Below are 18739 nucleotides of genomic sequence, written 5' to 3'. Positions count from 1 at the left end.
TCAGAATACCGTCTAATTACTTTGTCATTTTTGTACATAATGTTTAAAATTATGTAGCCTTTATTCAGGACGAGTCATAATTTCTGCTAACGGTCTTGTGTATGGCTCGTTGCGGAAAATCAGCTATAATTTTCCGCCGTAACCGAAAGATAGCAAATAGCAATGAATTCCGATTAGGAATTCAGCCGCAATGAGCTATACACGGTGTTTTGCTTTCGTTATTTTTTTCAAGTTCTTTCTCATTTTCACGGATGATTTTTTTTACTTGTTACTATGTTTTTTCACTGCCTATACTGCTTATATGAAATTGTGACTAATTCGCCTGGTAAACTTTATGGTAACTGTTCCTTTTCGATGGTTTCAAGAGAAGAATTAATTCGAGACTTTAATTCTATTAGCCAAAACTTCTCTACCATATATTTTGTGTAATATTTATGAAGTAGCCCAAATGTTTGAGGTTCTTTTAAATATGTAGCTAATGCTTCATTATCTAAAGCAAATTCTGGATGTGCAGCAAGATTGGTTTCAGGATAGAGCATATTATGAGCTTCCTGTAAAGAATTAAACCTAATGCTTAACTTTGACCAGTCATCATCAAAAGTTAAGGTTGTGAAATCTATAAATTTAAGGTAATTAGTGATTGAGGTCTCATAATCTGTAAGTGATGTTGTTATATCTTCAGACAGTAAACTGAATTTACCTGATGATTTAGCGCTACTTAATCTCGAGTTATTTAGTAATGCTGTTTCTAAATTCAAGGCATTTGTAACATACAATCTTAAACTATCTAAAGACACATTATCATTTTTGCCAGCTGAAAAATTTAAGACCTCAATAAGGTTTTTGTTCGTATCCTTTAAACGTTTAGTTCTTTCATTAAACTGGCTTAAATTTTCATTAAGTTCTTGTTTAAGATTGGAAATTAACGTTAATCTTTCCTTGTCTTGTTGATTATCTACATTCAGATTATTAATCCACAATGCGATAAGAATCCCCATAACAACTAGAACTATTTCTCCAATAGCATACTTAAAATACTTTCCAGTTTTACCTTCTGAAAGCAAGTCTTGTCTAATTTTTCTAAAGAGTTTGATCATTGGTTATTGATTGGTCAAATAATGTCTTGTCCTGAAATATGGCTACAGATTAAAATTGAATTTACGCTGTTTTTAAATATACTATATTTGGTGTTTTATAGTCTAAAGATAAATGTAAGATTTTTCATCTTCTTAACCATCAGCCGCTATTTTTTATATACGTTGTTAGCTGCAGTTTTTAAATATTTTTCAACCAGCTTATAAGTCGACTCAATTAGCTCATTTCTTATTTCGGATGAATCAAAATTCAGAAAAACAACAATGGTTAATGGTCTATCTAAATCTTTAACTACCATTGCTCTTGCACCATTCCAAGCACCTCCGTGAAGAGCAATTTTGTCGGTTACAAACCATCCCATTCCATAATGTTGCTGTTTACCATTTAGAAAGCTAAATGTATAACCCTCATTTACTGGTATTAAAGGACTATTTGGTTTAAATATTACATTATGTATTTCTTTCGATAAAATCGATTGTTTGTCAATAGCATTGTTATAATTATAATAATCATGGATATTGGTGTACATTCCACCTCCACCCATAATTCCATTCATATAATTTCCATCTACTTTATTCCAATTTCCTAAACTATCTTTTTCATAACAATATGCTCTTTCTTTAATATCTTTTGGATTAGACAAACTAAAGAATTGGGTGTTTTTCATATTGGCTTTTTCAAAGATGTTTTTTTGAACATATGTTGCATAAGGTTCTCCACTTAACATTTCTACTAAATGTGCAAGAACTATATAGCCTGTATTACAATATTCATAGTCAGTTCCTGCTTTGAACATTTTATCAGGGTTTGTTGATAGCCATTCTAAAATATTCTCATTTGTCACGATGGAATTTCTATTCCAATTTTTCTCAAAATGATTGCTATAATCAGGAAGACCAGAGGTGTGAGTTAATAAATTTTTAACTGTTATATCTTTAAAAATTTGATATGGCCAAAATTTGTAAAGAGAATCATTTAATGCTAGTTTATTTTTGTCTATCAAATCTAAAGTAGACAATGCTGTAAATTGTTTACTAATAGAACCTGTTCTAAAGTTAGTGTTATTGGAAATCATTTTATCATTTTCCAAGTCTCTTAACCCAAACGCTTTTTTAATTAGAATTTCATTGTTGTAAGAAACCAATATAGCTGAACCAGGTTCGTTATCTTCAATTTTGGATTTGAATAATGAATCTATACTTGATTTTAATTCTTCCAGTTCCGAAGATGCTCTGGTATCAATTTCTTTATTCGGTGATTTACAAGAAAAAAACGCAAGAATTAATATGAATATCAGTTTTTTCATTATTGTTGGTCAAATTATAGCTAACGCTTGTGTGTATGATTTCGTTGTGTGTTTAAGCACTAAAGTTAGCAAATAAATCACAGATAGAAAGTCCGCGAGGACTTTCGTAAGTAGGCTATAACTAGTAATGACTCGAGCGCAGCGAACAGGCGAAGCAATTATACACGGTGTTGTGCTTTCGCTATTTTTGTTTACGAAGTGTTTTTAATAATTGATTAATTCTGTCTTGTATAATAGGCAACTGTTTCAAAGACAATCTGTAATTATCACTCTTCAAAATAATTAGTGAATTAAATTCCGTCGCGTGATTTATTAGAGATATATTACTCCAGAATTTATCAGCGGCTATGGTTCCGTTTTTAATTAGGTTATTCCTAAAGCTAAAAGGATAATTTCTCGAATAGTTTGAGAGGTTTTCTAAATATGTATCCATTGACTTGTTTTGATATTTTAAAGCTGTTTCCTGAAGATTATATAATGAATTTAATTCATCAGCCAAATTTGTACTAAATAATGCCAAATGACCAGTAGAATTTAGGATTTGATATGTTTCATTTTCATAGTCAATAAAGGCGTATATTTTGAAATCGTATTCTTTACGTGCGATATCAACAATTGTGTTAAAGGGTTCACTAGATTCTGAAACTCGAAGTTCAAAATCCTCAATTTTTTCTAAATCTTCATTTATTTTTATAAAATTAGTTTGAATATTTAAACTGTCTTTAACAAGATTCTCGATTAGGTTTTTTTTATAAGTATCAACTAAAGTTTGATTTTTTTGACTTTCATTCAAATTGTTAATTTGAAGAGCAATTAAAATTCCAATAACCACAAGAATTATTTCTCCAATGGCATAAATCAGATACTTGCTGAATTTGTTTTCAGAGACTAGTTTTTGTCTTACTTTTCTAAAGAATTTTATCATTGGTTAGCGGTTTGTCATAATGAAGCACAACGGTTTTGTAAAGCTTTCCGATGCGGTTTTCAGTTACTAAGTTACTTGAAATTATACAAATAAGAGTGATACTTGTTTTTTCAGAATAAAAAAAGTAAGTATTGGAAGCTTTTCCTTGTTGTGCTTAGTACTTTCAATTCATTTTTTTCAAAAGCTCATTTAGTATCTCATCTTCTTCATCTAATAAATGGTCTTTAATTTTTATATCAGGAATTACTCCTTCTTGTTTTGTACTTCCATTAACTCGAACGATTTGACCTTTAGATACTTTTACAATTATTTCAGTATTGGGTAATGAGTATTGAAACTGCGAAGCATATAGAGTCGGGAAATCTCCAGTTTCTTCTCCTACAATAGTCCCAAATTCGTAATCTTGAATTTGAGCTGCTGCCACTGCAGCTTGAGAATATGATTGACGATTTACCAGAACATACGTTCTACCCTTAAACCTTTTGCGAAATATTTGAGGTGAATAAAATTCTATTTTGGAAGTATATTTTTTTCCATTTGGCTGCTCCAATATTTCTTTGAAATATTTATCAGTAGTATCATTGTTTCGCCTAATATAATCCTTTAAATGTTGACTGCTTTTTAAATTCAAACTAGAAGCCCATTTAAAAGGTTTAGTGGCAAAATAAGAAACCAAATAGTCGCTAAATGAATCGTTTCCACCACGATTATTTCTTAAATCTATAACAAGATTTTTTACACCATTATTTAGTATCTGAGCAAAAGATGAATCGATAAATTTCTTATACTTTTGTTCATCACCTGAAAAATCTCCAGGATTTAAATAAGCTGTATTTTTATAGAACTTAAGTTTCATTGGAGCGTTAAGAACTTCATCTCGTGGTATTTCATAACCTTCAATTAGGTCAACCGCTTTTATCAAGTGCTTGATTACCTTTCCTTTTGATTGGATTTCAATGTTAAAAGAATCTACTTTTCCAAAAACCTGCCAGTAGTATCTTGGAAATGAATACATTTCGATTTTGGCATTTTTGAAATATGTTCTTTCAGCAGAAATTTGCGGGTAAATTTCTGCCAATACATCTTTCATTAGCATTCCATTTATCCTTATTATTTCTGAACCAATTTTAATATTAGGATTATTAGAAAAGTTTTTTCGGATTAAATTCTTGTTATTCTCAAAAGCAATTTCCAATGGAAATATCGTTCCACCACTATAAGCATATGTTCCATAAGATGCTCCAGGGAAATCTATTTCTGTATGACCGTTATTTGCGGCAGATATTACTTTTTGAAAAATTGTAGTTGCTTGTAATAATGAAACAGAATCCTTGGTAATAGATTTTTTTATATTCTTATAATTCTTAGAAAAATCTTCTTTTGAGGTATATGCGTAAAGGTTATAATGAGCATCTTTTAATGAGTTGTTGAGATAGTCTAAATCTTCTATAATCTCATTTTGGCCAAACATTTTTTCGGATTGTTGGGCTAAAGTATGTTGTGAGAATAATGCAAAAATAAAAATTGTAAGGATATATTGGTTTTTCATTATTTCGTTTTAACAAAATACGAGTAAAACCTACGAATGTTACATTATATTAAGCGCAACATGTTATATTTCCGATATTCAAAAAAAAATCAAAATATCGTTACCTCTACAATTTACTAGGATTCCAAATATCTAATCTAAAAAGATATTTCTGCTTATTAATAACTTCAAAACTATCTCCATAAAAAATTTGGTTCGCCTAGTGCTCTAGAGGTATATTTGTTTCTGAAATTTTAAGCAACAAAAACAGTGCTCAGGAAACGAATATTTCCGAAGCAAACAAAACATATATCTCCATGAAAGACACAGCTTTATCTGCCATACACACTGCCTTGGGTGCCAAAATGGTTCCTTTTGCAGGATACAACATGCCCGTTTCTTACGAAGGGGTTAACATTGAACACGAAACCGTTCGCGAAGGTGTGGGTGTTTTTGATGTGAGCCATATGGGAGAATTTCTTGTGTTGGGCCCAAATGCGCTAGACTTGATTCAGCGTGTGTGTAGTAATGATGCTGCAAAATTGGTGGACGGACAAGCACAGTACAGCTGTTTCCCTAATGAAGATGGCGGTGTGGTAGATGACCTTATTGTGTACAGACTGGAAGCCGAAAAATGGCTATTGGTAGTCAATGCCTCTAACATTGATAAGGATTGGGCATGGATTAACAAGCACAACAGCATGGGTGCCGAGCTTAAAAATATTAGTGAAGACTATTCGTTATTAGCCATACAAGGACCTAAAGCTGTAGAAGCCATGCAAAGCTTGACCAGTGAAGATCTTTCGGCAATCAAGTTTTACACCTTTAAAGTATCAGATTTTGCAGGCATTGAGCATGTTATTATAAGTGCAACTGGATATACAGGAAGCGGCGGATTTGAAATCTACTGCAAAAACAGCGAAGTAGTGCAAATTTGGGAGAACGTACTCAAAGCGGGTGCCGACTGGGGCATCAAACCAATTGGTTTAGCAGCTAGAGATACCCTACGTTTAGAAATGGGATATTGCCTCTATGGAAATGATATAGACGACACCACTTCGCCTTTAGAAGCTGGTTTGGGTTGGATCACCAAATTCAATAAAGATTTTGTAAATAGCGAAGCCTTAAAAAAACAAAAAGAACGCGGTGTAGAAAAAACGTTGGTGGCCTTTGAGCTTAACGAACGTGGCATCCCGCGTCAAGGATATGATATTGTAGATAGTCAAGGAAAAACCATAGGAAATGTAACCAGTGGCACCATGTCACCTTCTATGGGTATTGGTATTGGGCTAGGCTATGTTCCTGTTGTATTTAAAGATGTAGGATCTCAAATACACATTCAAATTCGTAAAAAAGCAGTTCCAGCAACGGTGGTTAAATTGCCTTTTTATAAAAAGTAGTTTGATAGTAAAAACAACAATAAAAAATACATCCGAAATAATTCCCCCTTTGAAGGGGGCTAGGGGGATGTTACAGCTTTATGTTGGATAATCTAAGATAAAGCAAGGTGAGGGACATGCAAAAACACAGAATACTTATTTTAGGAGCCAGCGGCTACGTTGGCGGCGCAATTTATAGAGAGCTTTGCTCCTATTACGACACCTATGGCACCTATTATTCTGCACATGAACTTTACGAAAACAATAAAGCATTTTATCACTACGACGTAGACAATAGTAACATTACTACACTACTAGAAAAAGTGCAACCTACAGTCATTATTTCTGCGCTACGCGGAAATTTTAAAGCACAATACCACGCTCATAAAGATGTCTGTAAGTACATCAATACACAAGAGCATTGTAGACTCTTATTCTTGTCGTCTGTAAATGTATTTGATGGACTTTCTAGTCTACCAAGCTATGAAGAAGATCGACCTACCGCACTTAGTGAATATGGTAAGTTTAAAATTTCTACGGAAAAATTAATATTCGAAAAAATTGCATCTAAAGCTGCCATTTTAAGACTCCCAATGGTATTAGGAGCCTATGCGCCTAGAATGATACAACTTAAACAAGCTATAAAACACCAAGCTGCTTTTGATGTTTACCCAAACCTCATAATTAGTGTTACTACTGCCGATAAAATTGCGCAGCAAGTACATTACATTATTAATAAAGATGGTGCAGGTATTTTTCACTTGGCTAGTACAGATATGATACACCACCAAGATCTTTTTACTGAGATTTGTGAAAAATTAGGTGATAAAACTCCCATTTTTAAAAGTATCTTTAAATCTAACGACGACCAATATCTAGCTATCCTACCCAAACATAATAAACTCCCAGAAAATTATCAATGTACCGTAGCAGATGTGATTGATAACTGTGTGTTGGAGGATATTATATCAGTGAGGAATTAGTAGGTAGGACACCGTTTACTGATAGGTAGTAGAACGCTTCGCTGGTAGGTTGTTAGGTAATAGGTTTTAAGTTTTAAGTTTTAAGTTTTAAGTTTTAAGTAAAATTAAAAATTGGGTGTAAGAATTACCTAAAACCCTAAAAGAATAATTCCCCCTTTGAAGGGGGTTAGGGGGATGTTATAGCAAATTATAATCTAACACCTAAACTTCTATACTCTTTAAAATTTAGCACAATACAAACGCCTCTCGACAAGCTCAGGGTGACAGTAAGTTATAATATATTAAAAGCTATAAAATTGTCAGTCTGAGCCTGTCGAAGACTTTTGGGGTTTTAAAACTTTGCCACTTTGAAACTTTGAACCTTTGCCTCTCAATTCTTTCTAATTACCTTTACCATCTATTAAATCCAAAGCCATGATAAAATATACCGAAGCTCAAATCACAGAAAAACTTGCTCAATTTGAAGGTTGGGATTATGTCGAGGGAGGATTATACGCGCGCTTCGAGTTTGAAAATTTCAAGGAAACTTTTGCTGCCATGATGCGTATTTCTTTTGAAGCAGAGCGACTCAATCATCACCCAGAATGGACCAATGTCTACAATACCTTAGAAATCTTTTTATCTACCCACGATGCCGATGGCGTTACTGAAAAAGACTTTGAGTTGGCAGCCATCATCGATTTACTAATTGGCTAAGGATGCCCAAAGAACATTTGTACTTTAAAATTTTTAAGCCTTATGGTGTGGTGAGTCAGTTTACCACTAATGATAGACATGCCAAGAACAAGAAATTTCTAGGTTCTTTATATGATTTCCCAGATGGCACGATGGCTATTGGTAGACTAGACGAACCCAGTGAAGGCTTATTGTTATTAACTACCAACGGAGCGTATAGTTACCATGTAAATAATAGTGGTATTGAAAAAGAGTATTATGCGCAAGTAGATGGGATCATTGGCGCTTCGGAAATTTTACAACTCCAAAAAGGGGTTCGTATTACTGTAAACGATAGCGCGTATCTAACAAAACCTTGTAAAGTGCGTTTACTTGAAGTACCTCCTACCCTTCCAAAACGTGCAAAAAAAATACGAGACGAACGTCACGGTCCCACTTCATGGATTTCCATCACCATTTCAGAAGGAAAATTTAGACAAGTACGTAAAATGACATCAGCTGTTGGCTTTCCCACACTGCGTTTGGTTCGTGTTAGAATTGGAGCATTTAGTATTGAAAATATGGATGCTGGGGATGTTGTTGAAATAGACGTTGGTCTTTAGTCGTTAGACGTTGGTAGATTTTAAGTAGTTATTAGCTGGTAGGACGGCGCCGCTGGGAGTATTTTTAGCTTTTAGCGAAAATAAAATCTTTTCAACTTTTAAACTCATAAACACCTAAACTTATAAACAGAATATAGAATTTGGAGTATGGAGTATGGAGTATGGAGTATGGACAAAATAAAAAAATGTAACAACTTTGTCTCTTTGTCTCTTTGTCTCTTTGTCTCTTTGTCTCTTTGTCTCTTTGATACTTTGACCCTTTGCAACTCCCATCTAACAGCGAAGCGGTCTACCCTCTAATTCTGATTCACAACAATTGTTGCTTTTCTACCTGTTAATAGATTCCATTCATTTTTGGAAATGAGGGTTCCATTTTCGTCATAGACATGGAGTTCTGCGGTATTGGGACCACTGTCTCCTTGGTTTAAGGCTTGAAATTCTATGATGTTTTCTCCAGGTGTTAAGGTAAGATCGAACCCTCGAAAGCTTGCATCTAAAGAGATATCGCTTTGCACAATATCGTCATTCACATACACCCGTATTCTATCTCCATCAACACTTTGATGGTCTCTGTACACCACATTTACAAAACCACCTCGAGTACTAATTTCTCCTAAGACTTGATCTCTATCATACTCGTCTGTAGCAGGTTTATCTTTCTTGAAAGCTTTTGGAGTCATGTCGGTTTTAGTACTTAAAAAACCATCATCGGTAGAAATATTAATAGGTTCTGGATCATCTTTTCCTAGACCGCTATTGTCGTCGCCTTTTACTTCAAATCGATATTCTTTGGTAGATAAACCAGGCACTGGAGATTTTGGTAGGGTGAGACCGTTGTCATCTTCCACCACGTTATCTATGGGCTCAAACTCTTTCTTTTTGGTACCATTATCAAACTGCGCCCATGTATATGTGGTTGTAGCTAGAAGTATGAGGAACAAAAGTTTTTTCATGATATAAAATTTCAGAAAAGATGAAGCAAAAACTACACCAAAAATATTATTCTTTTACTATTTGAATAGACGTTTGTTTTCCATCTAATGTTTCAATTTTTGCAAAATATATTCCAGAAGCAATAGATTCTAGATTTTGATAAGTAACAGTCCCATTGTTAGTCGTCATGGTAGCATGTACCTTTTTTCCTTGTATATTGAACAAAGTGACTTGAAAATCATTTGTTTCTGTACTTTTTATAGTTATTTGATCTGTAAAAGGATTAGGTATTGCAGAAACAGCCACTTCTTGATTTACTTCTGAAACCGTTAAGATTTCTTCTTCATAATCTGTGATGTTAAAATCATCGAAATAAAAACCATCTCCTGGAATACTTCCATTAGAGTCCATTTTAAACCTAAAACGCAGGTCTGCTACCCCATTAAATTGAGTAAGGCTATAGTTTTTCATATTCCAAGATTCGTTTGCAGTGTAAGTATCTAACGTTTGCCAAGAAACACCTTGATCTATAGAGGTCTCTAAACTTACAATATCACCCTGGGCGAGTGCAAATTTGCTCATAAAGCTTAGTAATGGTCCTGACGTATTTGTAAAATCAAATGGGACGTTAAGCTCAAAATAGTTTAAGGTGTTATTCATTTGGTTGGCTCCGGGCGAATCTGTGTAACAGGTGGCACCACTGTAAGAATCATCGACTGTAATCCCCCATTGTAAACCGCTACCAGATGAAATCCACTGAGTAGTACCCGGAATTGCTTCATCGTTAAATAGTGTAGAGCGTTCTCCCAAAAAAATAGGAATGGTAATCGTTTCATTTGGAACACCATCTTGAAAAGGAATGATTTCTACATTAAAAAATTGCCTGTCAAAACCTGGAATAATTTCTATAACAAAGGGAATAGCCATGTTGTCTTTCTTTCCTCTTGCAGGAACTGCCCCATAATTAACAAGAGATTGCACTGATATAAGTTGACTATCCACCGACAATTGAACATTTACATTCTCACTCGTATCTTCAAGACCTACATTTTTAATTTCAACTACAAATTCCATTGTTTCACCAATAATGGCATCGTCCACCTGCACATGGCTTTGTACATCTAGGTATCCTCCAGCTATATAAGATTGGTATAACATAGGACGAACATTCTCACTTACCAAATCGAATATGGTGCTTGGCATTGGCCAAAAACCTTCTCCGTCAATTTCTGGTGTCCAGCCATAAATACCTTCGCTGTGTAAATAATCTCTAGTGGTACCACATGAAGTGTACCCTAAAATCTGGAATGTTACCCCATAGCTGTAGTCATTTTCATCAAGAAAAGCAGATGCCCACTCGGAGTAAATCTCATAGTCAGGTGGCGAGGTATCAAAACCATAGGGCATTAAATACGTTCCAAAAGTAGAATGTGTAGAAAATGCTGTGTTGGGAGCTATTGTTTCTATGAAGGCAGCAGTAGCCTGTGTTTCAAGTTCAGAAAACGGGCCATCACCTCGGTAAACATTTGAGCATGGATCATCGCTAGAACAGCCTTCGTTATGGTTAAATTCAAAACCATAATTTCTATTTAAATCGACACCAAAACAACTTGAAGAAGTTACTTTTCTATTTTTTCGCCATAATCCGCCACCATCGGGAGCAATTGTTTCATTAAAGACATATCCATCGGGATTTACAACAGGAACAAAGTACAATTCTCTATTATTTACAAGGTACTGCACCTCTAAATCTGAAGCATAATTTTCTAAAAGGTAAAACATGAAATTGATCGTCGTTGCCATAGACAATGGTTCTCTAGCATGATGGAGTGCATCAAAATACGCAGCAGGTTCTGGCTCGTCAATTTCGGGATTATCAGAAATTTTCACCATCCAAATATCCCTACCTTCTGCTGTTGTACCGATACTTATTTTTTCACTAACTAGTGTTGGGAAATCTGCTTTCATTTCATCAAGTTTTGCCACTACCTCATCGAATGTGTAAAACCCTCCCATGCTTCCTAAATCAAAACCAAGTGCTACATTTTGATTTCGAGTTATGGGGAGCTGTAGATCTTGTAATCGTTTTGTTGCATAGTTCTCATGATAATTTGCAATGGTGATGTCATATTCAATTCCAAGTACCTGTAAGCGTTGCAATGCTGTTTCAGAAAGCAGGAGTTTTATGGTATGATTATTAGTAATGTTTGGGTGGTCCAACGCAAAACCTTCGGCAGCTAATACTGCAATATCATTTGAATTTCTTAGTTCGATTTCAGAAAAAACTTCTTGCTGTGCAACTAAAACCGCAGAAGAAATAAATAGTAATAGAAAGAATATGCGTGCTTTAGATTTCATATAAACAATAATTTACAACTACAAATATACAAACACCTAGTCTTGAATGAGGATTTTAGGTGTCCTAAAAGTTAGATACAACGCTGTACCAAAGAATTATATTTTTCAAAATGCTGTCTCGCAAATGGTCTCATTACAATAAGTAAACGTATAAAGAAGTAAAAAGTTTCAAAAAAACACCAAAGCTTTTGTAACAAAAACAGAACATCTTACGTATAACCTTTTAGTGAGTATAACATGCTTCGGAAATTTTAATATTTCAGAAATATGTGCCCCAACAAAAAAAGTTCATTTTTTAAACTATTAAAAATTTTTGGAACGCTTTTTGCAACTCACTTATCGAAACCAAATTTATTGTATTTTATTGATTTTCAATTAAATACATGTTGTTTTCTATATATTTTGACTCCGCAAAGGGTCTTTAACTTAAAACACATTTGCACCTATGAGACAACTCAAAATTACCAAGCAGGTTACCAACAGAGAAACTAAATCTTTGAACAGCTACTTACAAGATGTAAGTAAAATTGATATGATAACCGCTGAGGAAGAAGTTGAGTTAGCACAGAAGATTCGTGAAGGAGACCAACGTGCTTTAGACAAGTTAACAAAAGCAAACTTACGTTTTGTTATTTCGGTAGCAAAGCAATACCAAAACCAAGGACTTACTTTAAGTGACCTTATTAATGAAGGAAACGTAGGTTTGGTAAAAGCTGCACAACGTTTTGATGAAACAAGAGGTTTTAAATTTATCTCATATGCAGTGTGGTGGATTAGACAATCTATCTTACAAGCTATTGCAGAACAATCTCGTGTGGTACGTTTACCATTAAACAAGATTGGTGATATTAACAAGATTCGTAAAGCTTCTATTCACTTAGAACAAGTACACCAACGTGTGCCTTCTGCTGCAGAAATTGCAAAAGAACTAGACATGACGGTAAGCAGTGTGAAGCAGTCTTTAAAAAACTCTTCTAGAAGTTTATCCATGGATGCACCTTTCCAAGAAGGAGAAAACGATAACAACTTATACGATGTTATTAGTTCTGGGGAAACACCAAATCCAGATAAAGCATTAATCCATGAGTCTTTAAAAATTGAGATAGACAGAGCTTTAGATACCTTAGCACCTCGTGAAGCAGATGTTGTAAAATTAAACTTTGGTTTAAGTGGACAACCTGCTATGACACTTCAAGAAATTGGAGATACCTTTGAGTTAAGTCGTGAGCGTGTACGTCAAATTCGTGAAAAAGCGATTCGTCGTTTACGTCAAGAAAGTAAGAGTCACATCTTAAAGAAATATTTAGGATAAGTATCTTTTAAATACATTAACCAAAGAGCAATCATTGAAAAGTGGTTGCTCTTTTTTTATCATAAATTTATAATATTGAATATAATAAATATGTATATTTAACGATAATAAGTAACCGAATTTATGAAAAACATACTTAGAGCAATTATTGCAGCGTGGGGCGCTAAAAAAATTGGTGGTGGTAAATGCGGTTGCGTAGGAACAGTTATTGTTTTTATTATTCTCTTTATTCTTTTGGGCTGGCTAGGGCTTAACTAGTTGATTTTCAAAATTTAACGTAAATAATATCCTACATATTAACAAAAGACCGTATGCTTTGAGGTATTTTCGTTGTAATCTAAAACCTCACATATATGAAAAAGCCCGTATTAGTAACCATCTTAGGTGCTATTCTAATAACCTCATGTGTTTCTAAAAAGAAATACGTTGCCTTAGAAACCCAGTACAAAGAAACCAGTGCTACACTCTCAAAAACCGAACTTGAAAAACAAGAACTCGAAGGGAAATTGCAAAGTATTGAAGATCGTGTTGCCAATTACAACGCAAAAATTCAATCACTTTCAGATTCAAACACCTCTTTAAAGGACCTGAGTGATAGCCGCCTGCAACAATATGATAACGTTGTACTATCAAACAAAGACAAAGCGCAAATGAATGCTGCCTTGGCAAATGTTGATCAGACTGAACTTTCAAATGCAAGAACTTTGCAAGACACCATGAACCTATTGATGTCCTATAATTTGAAGAAAAACTTAGATGCATCTTTTGCAGAAAATGGGTCTAATGAAGATATCAATGTTTCCATAGATGAAACGGTAGTTATGATTACCATTTCCGATAAGCTATTATTTAAATCTGGAAGCTATAGAGTGAACCCCAAAGCAAATGGCTTGCTAAAAAGACTTGCCGATGTTATTAATAGTGAACCAGCATTAGAAGTTATGGTCGAGGGACACACAGACGCCCAAACGGTAAAAAAAGGTGCTAGCATTAAAGATAATTGGGAGCTAAGTGTAGAGAGATCTACCGCTGTTATTAGAACGCTTCAAAGTAAATTTGGAGTAGCACCCGAAAAGTTAATCGCAGCTGGTAGAAGTAGTTTTGTTCCTCTAACCGAGAATGAAACGAAAGAAGGAAGAGCTATCAATAGAAGAACACGCATTGTAATACTTCCAAACCTTGATAAATTTTTAGCACTGCTTTCTGCAAATTAAATTACTAAAAAACAATAGATATAAGCAGCTTTAGTAAATAAAGCTGCTTTTTTATGCAACTTATCGAAAAACTTACATTACAATTTTGGACTCTAGACATTGAAGCGTATCTTTAGAAAAAAAAACTTTTCCCCAAAGATGCATGTAGAAGAATCTAAATACCGACTTATAATTCGCAAAAAAATTACCACTACAGAGGGTAATTTTTATGTGTTTGATCAATATGTCATTGGAGAAATTTTTGAAGGGGTCTCTTTTGATTGGTCAGCAGCACAAAAAGTAATCGAAGAAGTCTATAAATACTTTGGTACATCAGATATTAAAATTTCATACATATCAAACAGAATAAACTCTTATTCTGTGCATCCTCAAGATTGGGCCAAATTTTTTAGTAACAGACACAAATTAAATTGTGTGGCAGTAGTTACCCACAATAAACTGGGAGTTACAAGTATTATTCTAGAAAAGCTTTTTATTCAAACCAAACTCAAAAAATTCATGACCTTAGATGATGCCATTGTTTGGGCTAAAAAGCAAAACGGGAAAACTGAAAAAGAAACTGCCTAGTACTTTACTTACAGTAGTATCCGTTTAACTTGCCACGTAGTATCTATTTGTTTTTGATATATTTGTTAAAAAACAAAACATGAAAAAGATTTTACTCTCCCTAACATTTATTGCTGCTACACTTGTAAGTTGCAACAGCGATGATGATGCAACCACTAACAACAACACTAACGCTACCGATTATTTTCCACTTACAGCAAACGCTACTTGGAGCTATGCCAACGAAAGTGAAGAATTGGACACTCAAGATGTAATGTTTGTAAATGGTACCGAACAAACCAACGGAAACCAACACACCAATCTTGACACACAAGATGAAGTTGCAAATGGTGTCATGGTAGGAGCGCTTACGCAAAACTTAGTAAGAAAAGAATCTGGAAAACTTATTATTAATGGTACACTAGGAGGTGTTCCTGTAGAGGGGCTTCCTTATATTAGTATTCCATTAAATGATGTTATTTTATACGATGCCAATGCAACAAGTGGCCAACAACTAAGTACAATATCAGGATTAATAGAAGAAACCGTTATGGATTTCCCATTATTGGTAAATTATACATCTACTTCCATACAAGGATTAGCATTACCAAGCTACACAGCTGGAACGCAAACATATTCAGATGTGATTCGCTCTCGTATTGTTTTAAACCTTGAAATAAACACTCAAATTCAAATTGCAGGTACTACGCTAACCCTACCAATTCTTGCTACTCAGGATGTATTAGTAGTAGATAATTACTATGCAGCCAATACAGGTTTGGTGGCATCTATTGCAACGGTAGATTATCAACTTGAAGATTTAGGAGGTCTCCCTGGAGGAATTGAATTACCCTTACCAGAACAAAATACAACAGTAACCACATCAACGCTTACTAGTTTTGAAATAGGAAACTAAAGCAAGGCGTTTTTTAATATGGTGATGGGATGTAATGCTTCGCGCTGCGTCCCATCTTTTATTTGATGCCTACAGCTTGTCCCATTGGCAGCAATAATGGTAGACGTATCTGTCTTTTTAATAACAGGAAACAAGCGCAACTCCCCTATTTGCATGCTTACTTCATAATGCTCCTTTTCATAACCAAAACTCCCTGCCATACCGCAACATCCCGAAGTAATTAATGTGGGTGTATAGTGCTTCGGAAAGTTTAAAACATCAAAGGTTGTCTTTTGATTCCCCAAAGCTTTTTGATGACAATGCACATGTATTTTTATGTGTTGTGACTCTTTAGTAAAAAGATCTTGAGAAATACATCCACTTTCAAATTCTGTAGCTAAAAACTCTTCTATCAAATAGGTGTGCTCTGAAATCTTTTGAGCGGCAGAAACATCTGTTGCTAAACGCAAAAACTCATCTCTAAATCCAAGAATCGCAGAAGGTTCAATTCCTAACAAAGGAACTGCTTTTGAAACCTTAGGTACTAAATACTCAAGATTTGCTTGCACAGCTGTTTGGGCCTCTTCTAAAAATCCTTTGCTAATAAGCGCTCTAGCGCTATCCAAATGATCTACAACATGTACCTCGTAGCCTAACCCTAGTAGTAGGTCTACAGCATCGTACGCAATGGATCCATCCAAGTATTTAGAAAACTCATCAACATATAACAATATTTCTTTCCCATTAGGTTTTTTAGGACTATACTGCTTGTCACCTTTCCATACCGAAAGTAGTGGCAAGCTTCTTTGAGAAGCGATCCCTCCTACTTTTTTTATAATTCCCGATGTAAACGAATTGACATACAAACCATTTATCAAGCTAGGCATCTTTGCTCCTATCTTATTATATCGACTGCTGTTTGCAAAGAGCTTCGTACTTCTAGAAACTCTGTGTTCTTTTTGATATTGGTATAAAAACTCGGCTTTACTGGTCGCCATATCTACATTACTCGGGCATTCACTCCCACAGGCTTTACAACTAATACACAAATCAAAAACTTCTTTAAGTTGCTTTGAATCGAATGTATTTAAAGCTTCATTGGTTGTGAGAACCTCCCGAAGTACATTCGCTCTTGCCCTTGTAGTATCTTTTTCATTTTTGGTAGCTTGGTAACTTGGGCACATGGTACCTCCAGCCGCAGCAGATTTTCTACAATCGCCACTCCCATTACATTTCTCAGCCAATCGAAGGATGCCTTGAGAATCTTCAAAATTTAATAGGGTATCTATTTCTCTTACAGGGGCATCTGGAACATTTCGTAACGAAGCATCCATTTTATAGGCTTCTGTTATCTTCCCCGGATTAAAAATATGTTGCGGATCAAACGTATTCTTTATGTGTTTTAAAAGCTTATAGTTATTGTCACCAATAAGCATAGGGATAAATTCTGCACGTACTATTCCATCGCCGTGTTCGCCAGAGAAAGAGCCTCTAAATTTCTTCACCAAATGGGCGACATCTGTGGTTATTTTTCTGAAATATTCGACACCCGCTCCTGTTTTTAAATTGAGAATAGGTCGCAAATGCAACTCCCCAGCACCGGCATGTGCATAATACACAGCCTTCTGGTTATACGATTCCATGATCTTTGAAAACTCGGCTATGTAGGCTGGCAAGTCTTCTAAGGCAACTGCAGTATCTTCTATGCAAGCAACTGCTTTTTTATCGCCTACCATATTTCCTAACAAACCAAGCCCCGCTTTTCTTAAATGCAATGCTTTTTCAATATCATCGCCTATTAAAACTACAGTATGATAGCTTAATTCCTCCTTAGAAAGGGTTTCTTGCAATGCAGCCAATTTCTGTTCTAATGCAGCATCTGTATTGGCTTTTACTTCTAATAATAATAATGCTTTAGGAGCCCCTTTTACAAAAAATCGATACGGACGATACAGCACATTTTCTTTGGTACAATCTAAAATTACATCGTCCATTAACTCACAAGTGTACAACTCATGCTGCATGACGTTTACTACATCTAACAGGCTTTTTTGAAGAGTATCATAATGTGTGACCAACATGGCCGTTTTAGCAGGTGGTACCTCATCAAGTTGCAGTGTAATGGAAGTGGTGAAGGCTAATGTCCCTTCACTTCCAGCTAATAATGTACACATATTAAAAGGACGATCGCCTCCTAATACATCGGCTTTTAACAGCTCATCTATAGCATATCCTGTATTGCGTCTGTGTATTTCTGGCTTCGGAAATTCCCTGCGAATGTCACCTTGTACCTTCGCATCGCTTAATGTTTCGTGTATGTACTTGTATATGCTCCCTTCTAAGGTATCTAAGGTGGTTTTTTCTAAGAACATTTCCGAAGAAAGCTCTGTAAAGCTAACCTCTGAACCATCTGCCAAAAGACAATCCATGGCAAGCACCTTATCTCTGGTCACTCCGTATTGAATCGAGGTAGTTCCACTTGAGTTATTACCAACCATGCCACCAATCATACAGCGATTAGAGGTAGACGTATTCGGACCAAAAAATAAGCCGTGGGGTTTCAAATATTCGTTGAGTTCATCTCGTATCACACCCGGCTGAACCGTAACTGTTTTTGCCACAGTATCGAGGGCTAAAATTTCAGTAAAATGCCTAGAAACATCTACTACAATCCCTTCACCAACGCATTGTCCAGCGAGAGAAGTCCCAGCGGTTCTAGGAATTAAAGACACCTTCTCTTTTGTAGCAAATTGAATAATTTTTTGTATGTCCTTTGCCGTTTTAGGATAGGCAACTGCAAGCGGAATTTTGCGATACACAGAAGCATCTGTAGCATAGATTGTTTTGTGTAGGGCATCAAAAAATAAAGATCCCGTTAAGCTAGCTGCTAAAGTTTCTAGACGTTGTTTCAAATTGCATATTTTGAACCTTAAAAATAGTACAATTGTCATGAAAATACTTCCTAAATGTACGATTGTTCCTAAAGAC

At 35.1% G+C, this 18739-nt stretch carries 16 protein-coding genes; 9 read left to right on the top strand and 7 right to left on the bottom strand.

Annotation, left to right across the window (positions count from 1 at the left end; genetic code table 11):
- Nucleotides 1–332 precede the first annotated feature (332 nt).
- The 4 genes from ACY2RS_RS12650 to ACY2RS_RS12635 all read right to left on the bottom strand — a co-directional run bounded on the left by ACY2RS_RS12650 (nucleotide 333) and on the right by ACY2RS_RS12635 (nucleotide 4875).
- The gene (locus tag ACY2RS_RS12650) at nucleotides 333–1097 is read right to left on the bottom strand and encodes a DUF6090 family protein (RefSeq protein ID WP_490099027.1); all 765 of its coding nucleotides are present in this window, start codon (nucleotides 1095–1097) and stop codon (nucleotides 333–335) included.
- Between the two features lie 146 nt (nucleotides 1098–1243).
- On the bottom strand, nucleotides 1244–2401 hold the full coding sequence (locus ACY2RS_RS12645) for a serine hydrolase domain-containing protein (protein WP_490099026.1): 1158 nt from the start codon (nucleotides 2399–2401) through the stop codon (nucleotides 1244–1246).
- Between the two features lie 181 nt (nucleotides 2402–2582).
- Nucleotides 2583–3326, bottom strand: a complete 744-nt coding sequence (locus ACY2RS_RS12640; RefSeq protein WP_490099025.1) for a hypothetical protein — start codon at nucleotides 3324–3326, stop codon at nucleotides 2583–2585.
- Between the two features lie 163 nt (nucleotides 3327–3489).
- Complete coding sequence (locus ACY2RS_RS12635) at nucleotides 3490–4875, bottom strand: S41 family peptidase (RefSeq protein WP_490099024.1); 1386 nt, start codon at nucleotides 4873–4875, stop codon at nucleotides 3490–3492.
- 296 nt (nucleotides 4876–5171) lie between these two features.
- Here ACY2RS_RS12635 and gcvT point away from each other — a divergent pair, with 296 nt between their 5' ends.
- The 4 genes from gcvT to ACY2RS_RS12615 all read left to right on the top strand — a co-directional run bounded on the left by gcvT (nucleotide 5172) and on the right by ACY2RS_RS12615 (nucleotide 8493).
- Entirely contained in the window at nucleotides 5172–6254 is a 1083-nt protein-coding gene (gcvT, locus tag ACY2RS_RS12630; RefSeq protein ID WP_490099023.1) for a glycine cleavage system aminomethyltransferase GcvT, read from the top strand.
- Between the two features lie 116 nt (nucleotides 6255–6370).
- On the top strand, nucleotides 6371–7216 hold the full coding sequence (locus tag ACY2RS_RS12625; protein ID WP_490099022.1) for a sugar nucleotide-binding protein: 846 nt from the start codon (nucleotides 6371–6373) through the stop codon (nucleotides 7214–7216).
- A 414-nt stretch (nucleotides 7217–7630) separates the two neighbouring features.
- Nucleotides 7631–7912, top strand: coding sequence for a 4a-hydroxytetrahydrobiopterin dehydratase (locus ACY2RS_RS12620; protein ID WP_490099021.1), 282 nt, complete (start codon nucleotides 7631–7633; stop codon nucleotides 7910–7912).
- 2 nt (nucleotides 7913–7914) lie between these two features.
- Complete coding sequence (locus ACY2RS_RS12615; RefSeq protein WP_490099020.1) at nucleotides 7915–8493, top strand: pseudouridine synthase; 579 nt, start codon at nucleotides 7915–7917, stop codon at nucleotides 8491–8493.
- A 296-nt stretch (nucleotides 8494–8789) separates the two neighbouring features.
- Here the strand turns inward: ACY2RS_RS12615 and ACY2RS_RS12610 are convergent, their stop codons facing one another.
- A complete protein-coding gene (locus ACY2RS_RS12610) occupies nucleotides 8790–9446 on the bottom strand; it encodes a hypothetical protein (protein WP_490099019.1) in 657 nt (218 codons plus the stop codon).
- A 46-nt stretch (nucleotides 9447–9492) separates the two neighbouring features.
- Nucleotides 9493–11784 (bottom strand): M14 family metallopeptidase, encoded by a 2292-nt coding sequence (locus ACY2RS_RS12605; RefSeq protein ID WP_490099018.1) that lies wholly within the window; start codon nucleotides 11782–11784, stop codon nucleotides 9493–9495.
- A 445-nt stretch (nucleotides 11785–12229) separates the two neighbouring features.
- On the opposite strand from ACY2RS_RS12605, the gene ACY2RS_RS12600 reads away from it, so the two are divergent.
- The 5 genes from ACY2RS_RS12600 (at nucleotide 12230) to ACY2RS_RS12580 (ending at nucleotide 15772) form a co-directional block, all read left to right on the top strand.
- Nucleotides 12230–13096: a sigma-70 family RNA polymerase sigma factor gene (locus ACY2RS_RS12600; RefSeq protein ID WP_490099017.1), complete on the top strand. Its 867-nt coding sequence runs from the start codon at nucleotides 12230–12232 to the stop codon at nucleotides 13094–13096.
- Nucleotides 13097–13219: 123 nt separating this feature from the next.
- Nucleotides 13220–13354: a hypothetical protein gene (locus ACY2RS_RS12595; protein WP_490099016.1), complete on the top strand. Its 135-nt coding sequence runs from the start codon at nucleotides 13220–13222 to the stop codon at nucleotides 13352–13354.
- A gap of 95 nt (nucleotides 13355–13449) precedes the next feature.
- The gene (locus tag ACY2RS_RS12590; RefSeq protein ID WP_490099015.1) at nucleotides 13450–14310 is read left to right on the top strand and encodes an OmpA/MotB family protein; all 861 of its coding nucleotides are present in this window, start codon (nucleotides 13450–13452) and stop codon (nucleotides 14308–14310) included.
- A 138-nt stretch (nucleotides 14311–14448) separates the two neighbouring features.
- A complete protein-coding gene (locus ACY2RS_RS12585) occupies nucleotides 14449–14877 on the top strand; it encodes a hypothetical protein (protein ID WP_490099014.1) in 429 nt (142 codons plus the stop codon).
- Between the two features lie 79 nt (nucleotides 14878–14956).
- Nucleotides 14957–15772, top strand: coding sequence for a hypothetical protein (locus ACY2RS_RS12580; protein ID WP_490099013.1), 816 nt, complete (start codon nucleotides 14957–14959; stop codon nucleotides 15770–15772).
- On the opposite strand, the gene ACY2RS_RS12575 is transcribed toward ACY2RS_RS12580, so the two are convergent.
- Nucleotides 15769–18702, bottom strand: a complete 2934-nt coding sequence (locus ACY2RS_RS12575; protein WP_490099012.1) for an FAD-binding and (Fe-S)-binding domain-containing protein — start codon at nucleotides 18700–18702, stop codon at nucleotides 15769–15771. The genes ACY2RS_RS12580 and ACY2RS_RS12575 overlap by 4 nt on opposite strands.
- Nucleotides 18703–18739 lie beyond the last annotated feature (37 nt).

This window comes from Patiriisocius sp. 208BN25-11, from assembly GCF_058147145.1.
The sequence above is the reverse complement of the archived record's forward strand: the minus strand, read 5'-3'. Positions and strand labels throughout refer to the sequence as shown.

Coding starts and splice junctions, on each gene's coding strand:
- ACY2RS_RS12625 (WP_490099022.1), top strand. CDS start 6,371: ATGCAAAAACACAGAATACTTATTTTAGGAGCCAGCGGCTACGTTGGC.
- ACY2RS_RS12645 (WP_490099026.1), bottom strand. CDS start 2,401: ATGAAAAAACTGATATTCATATTAATTCTTGCGTTTTTTTCTTGTAAA.
- ACY2RS_RS12585 (WP_490099014.1), top strand. CDS start 14,449: ATGCATGTAGAAGAATCTAAATACCGACTTATAATTCGCAAAAAAATT.
- ACY2RS_RS12575 (WP_490099012.1), bottom strand. CDS start 18,702: ATGACAATTGTACTATTTTTAAGGTTCAAAATATGCAATTTGAAACAA.
- ACY2RS_RS12635 (WP_490099024.1), bottom strand. CDS start 4,875: ATGAAAAACCAATATATCCTTACAATTTTTATTTTTGCATTATTCTCA.
- ACY2RS_RS12590 (WP_490099015.1), top strand. CDS start 13,450: ATGAAAAAGCCCGTATTAGTAACCATCTTAGGTGCTATTCTAATAACC.
- gcvT (WP_490099023.1), top strand. CDS start 5,172: ATGAAAGACACAGCTTTATCTGCCATACACACTGCCTTGGGTGCCAAA.
- ACY2RS_RS12600 (WP_490099017.1), top strand. CDS start 12,230: ATGAGACAACTCAAAATTACCAAGCAGGTTACCAACAGAGAAACTAAA.
- ACY2RS_RS12640 (WP_490099025.1), bottom strand. CDS start 3,326: ATGATAAAATTCTTTAGAAAAGTAAGACAAAAACTAGTCTCTGAAAAC.
- ACY2RS_RS12615 (WP_490099020.1), top strand. CDS start 7,915: ATGCCCAAAGAACATTTGTACTTTAAAATTTTTAAGCCTTATGGTGTG.
- ACY2RS_RS12620 (WP_490099021.1), top strand. CDS start 7,631: ATGATAAAATATACCGAAGCTCAAATCACAGAAAAACTTGCTCAATTT.
- ACY2RS_RS12580 (WP_490099013.1), top strand. CDS start 14,957: ATGAAAAAGATTTTACTCTCCCTAACATTTATTGCTGCTACACTTGTA.
- ACY2RS_RS12650 (WP_490099027.1), bottom strand. CDS start 1,097: ATGATCAAACTCTTTAGAAAAATTAGACAAGACTTGCTTTCAGAAGGT.
- ACY2RS_RS12610 (WP_490099019.1), bottom strand. CDS start 9,446: ATGAAAAAACTTTTGTTCCTCATACTTCTAGCTACAACCACATATACA.
- ACY2RS_RS12605 (WP_490099018.1), bottom strand. CDS start 11,784: ATGAAATCTAAAGCACGCATATTCTTTCTATTACTATTTATTTCTTCT.
- ACY2RS_RS12595 (WP_490099016.1), top strand. CDS start 13,220: ATGAAAAACATACTTAGAGCAATTATTGCAGCGTGGGGCGCTAAAAAA.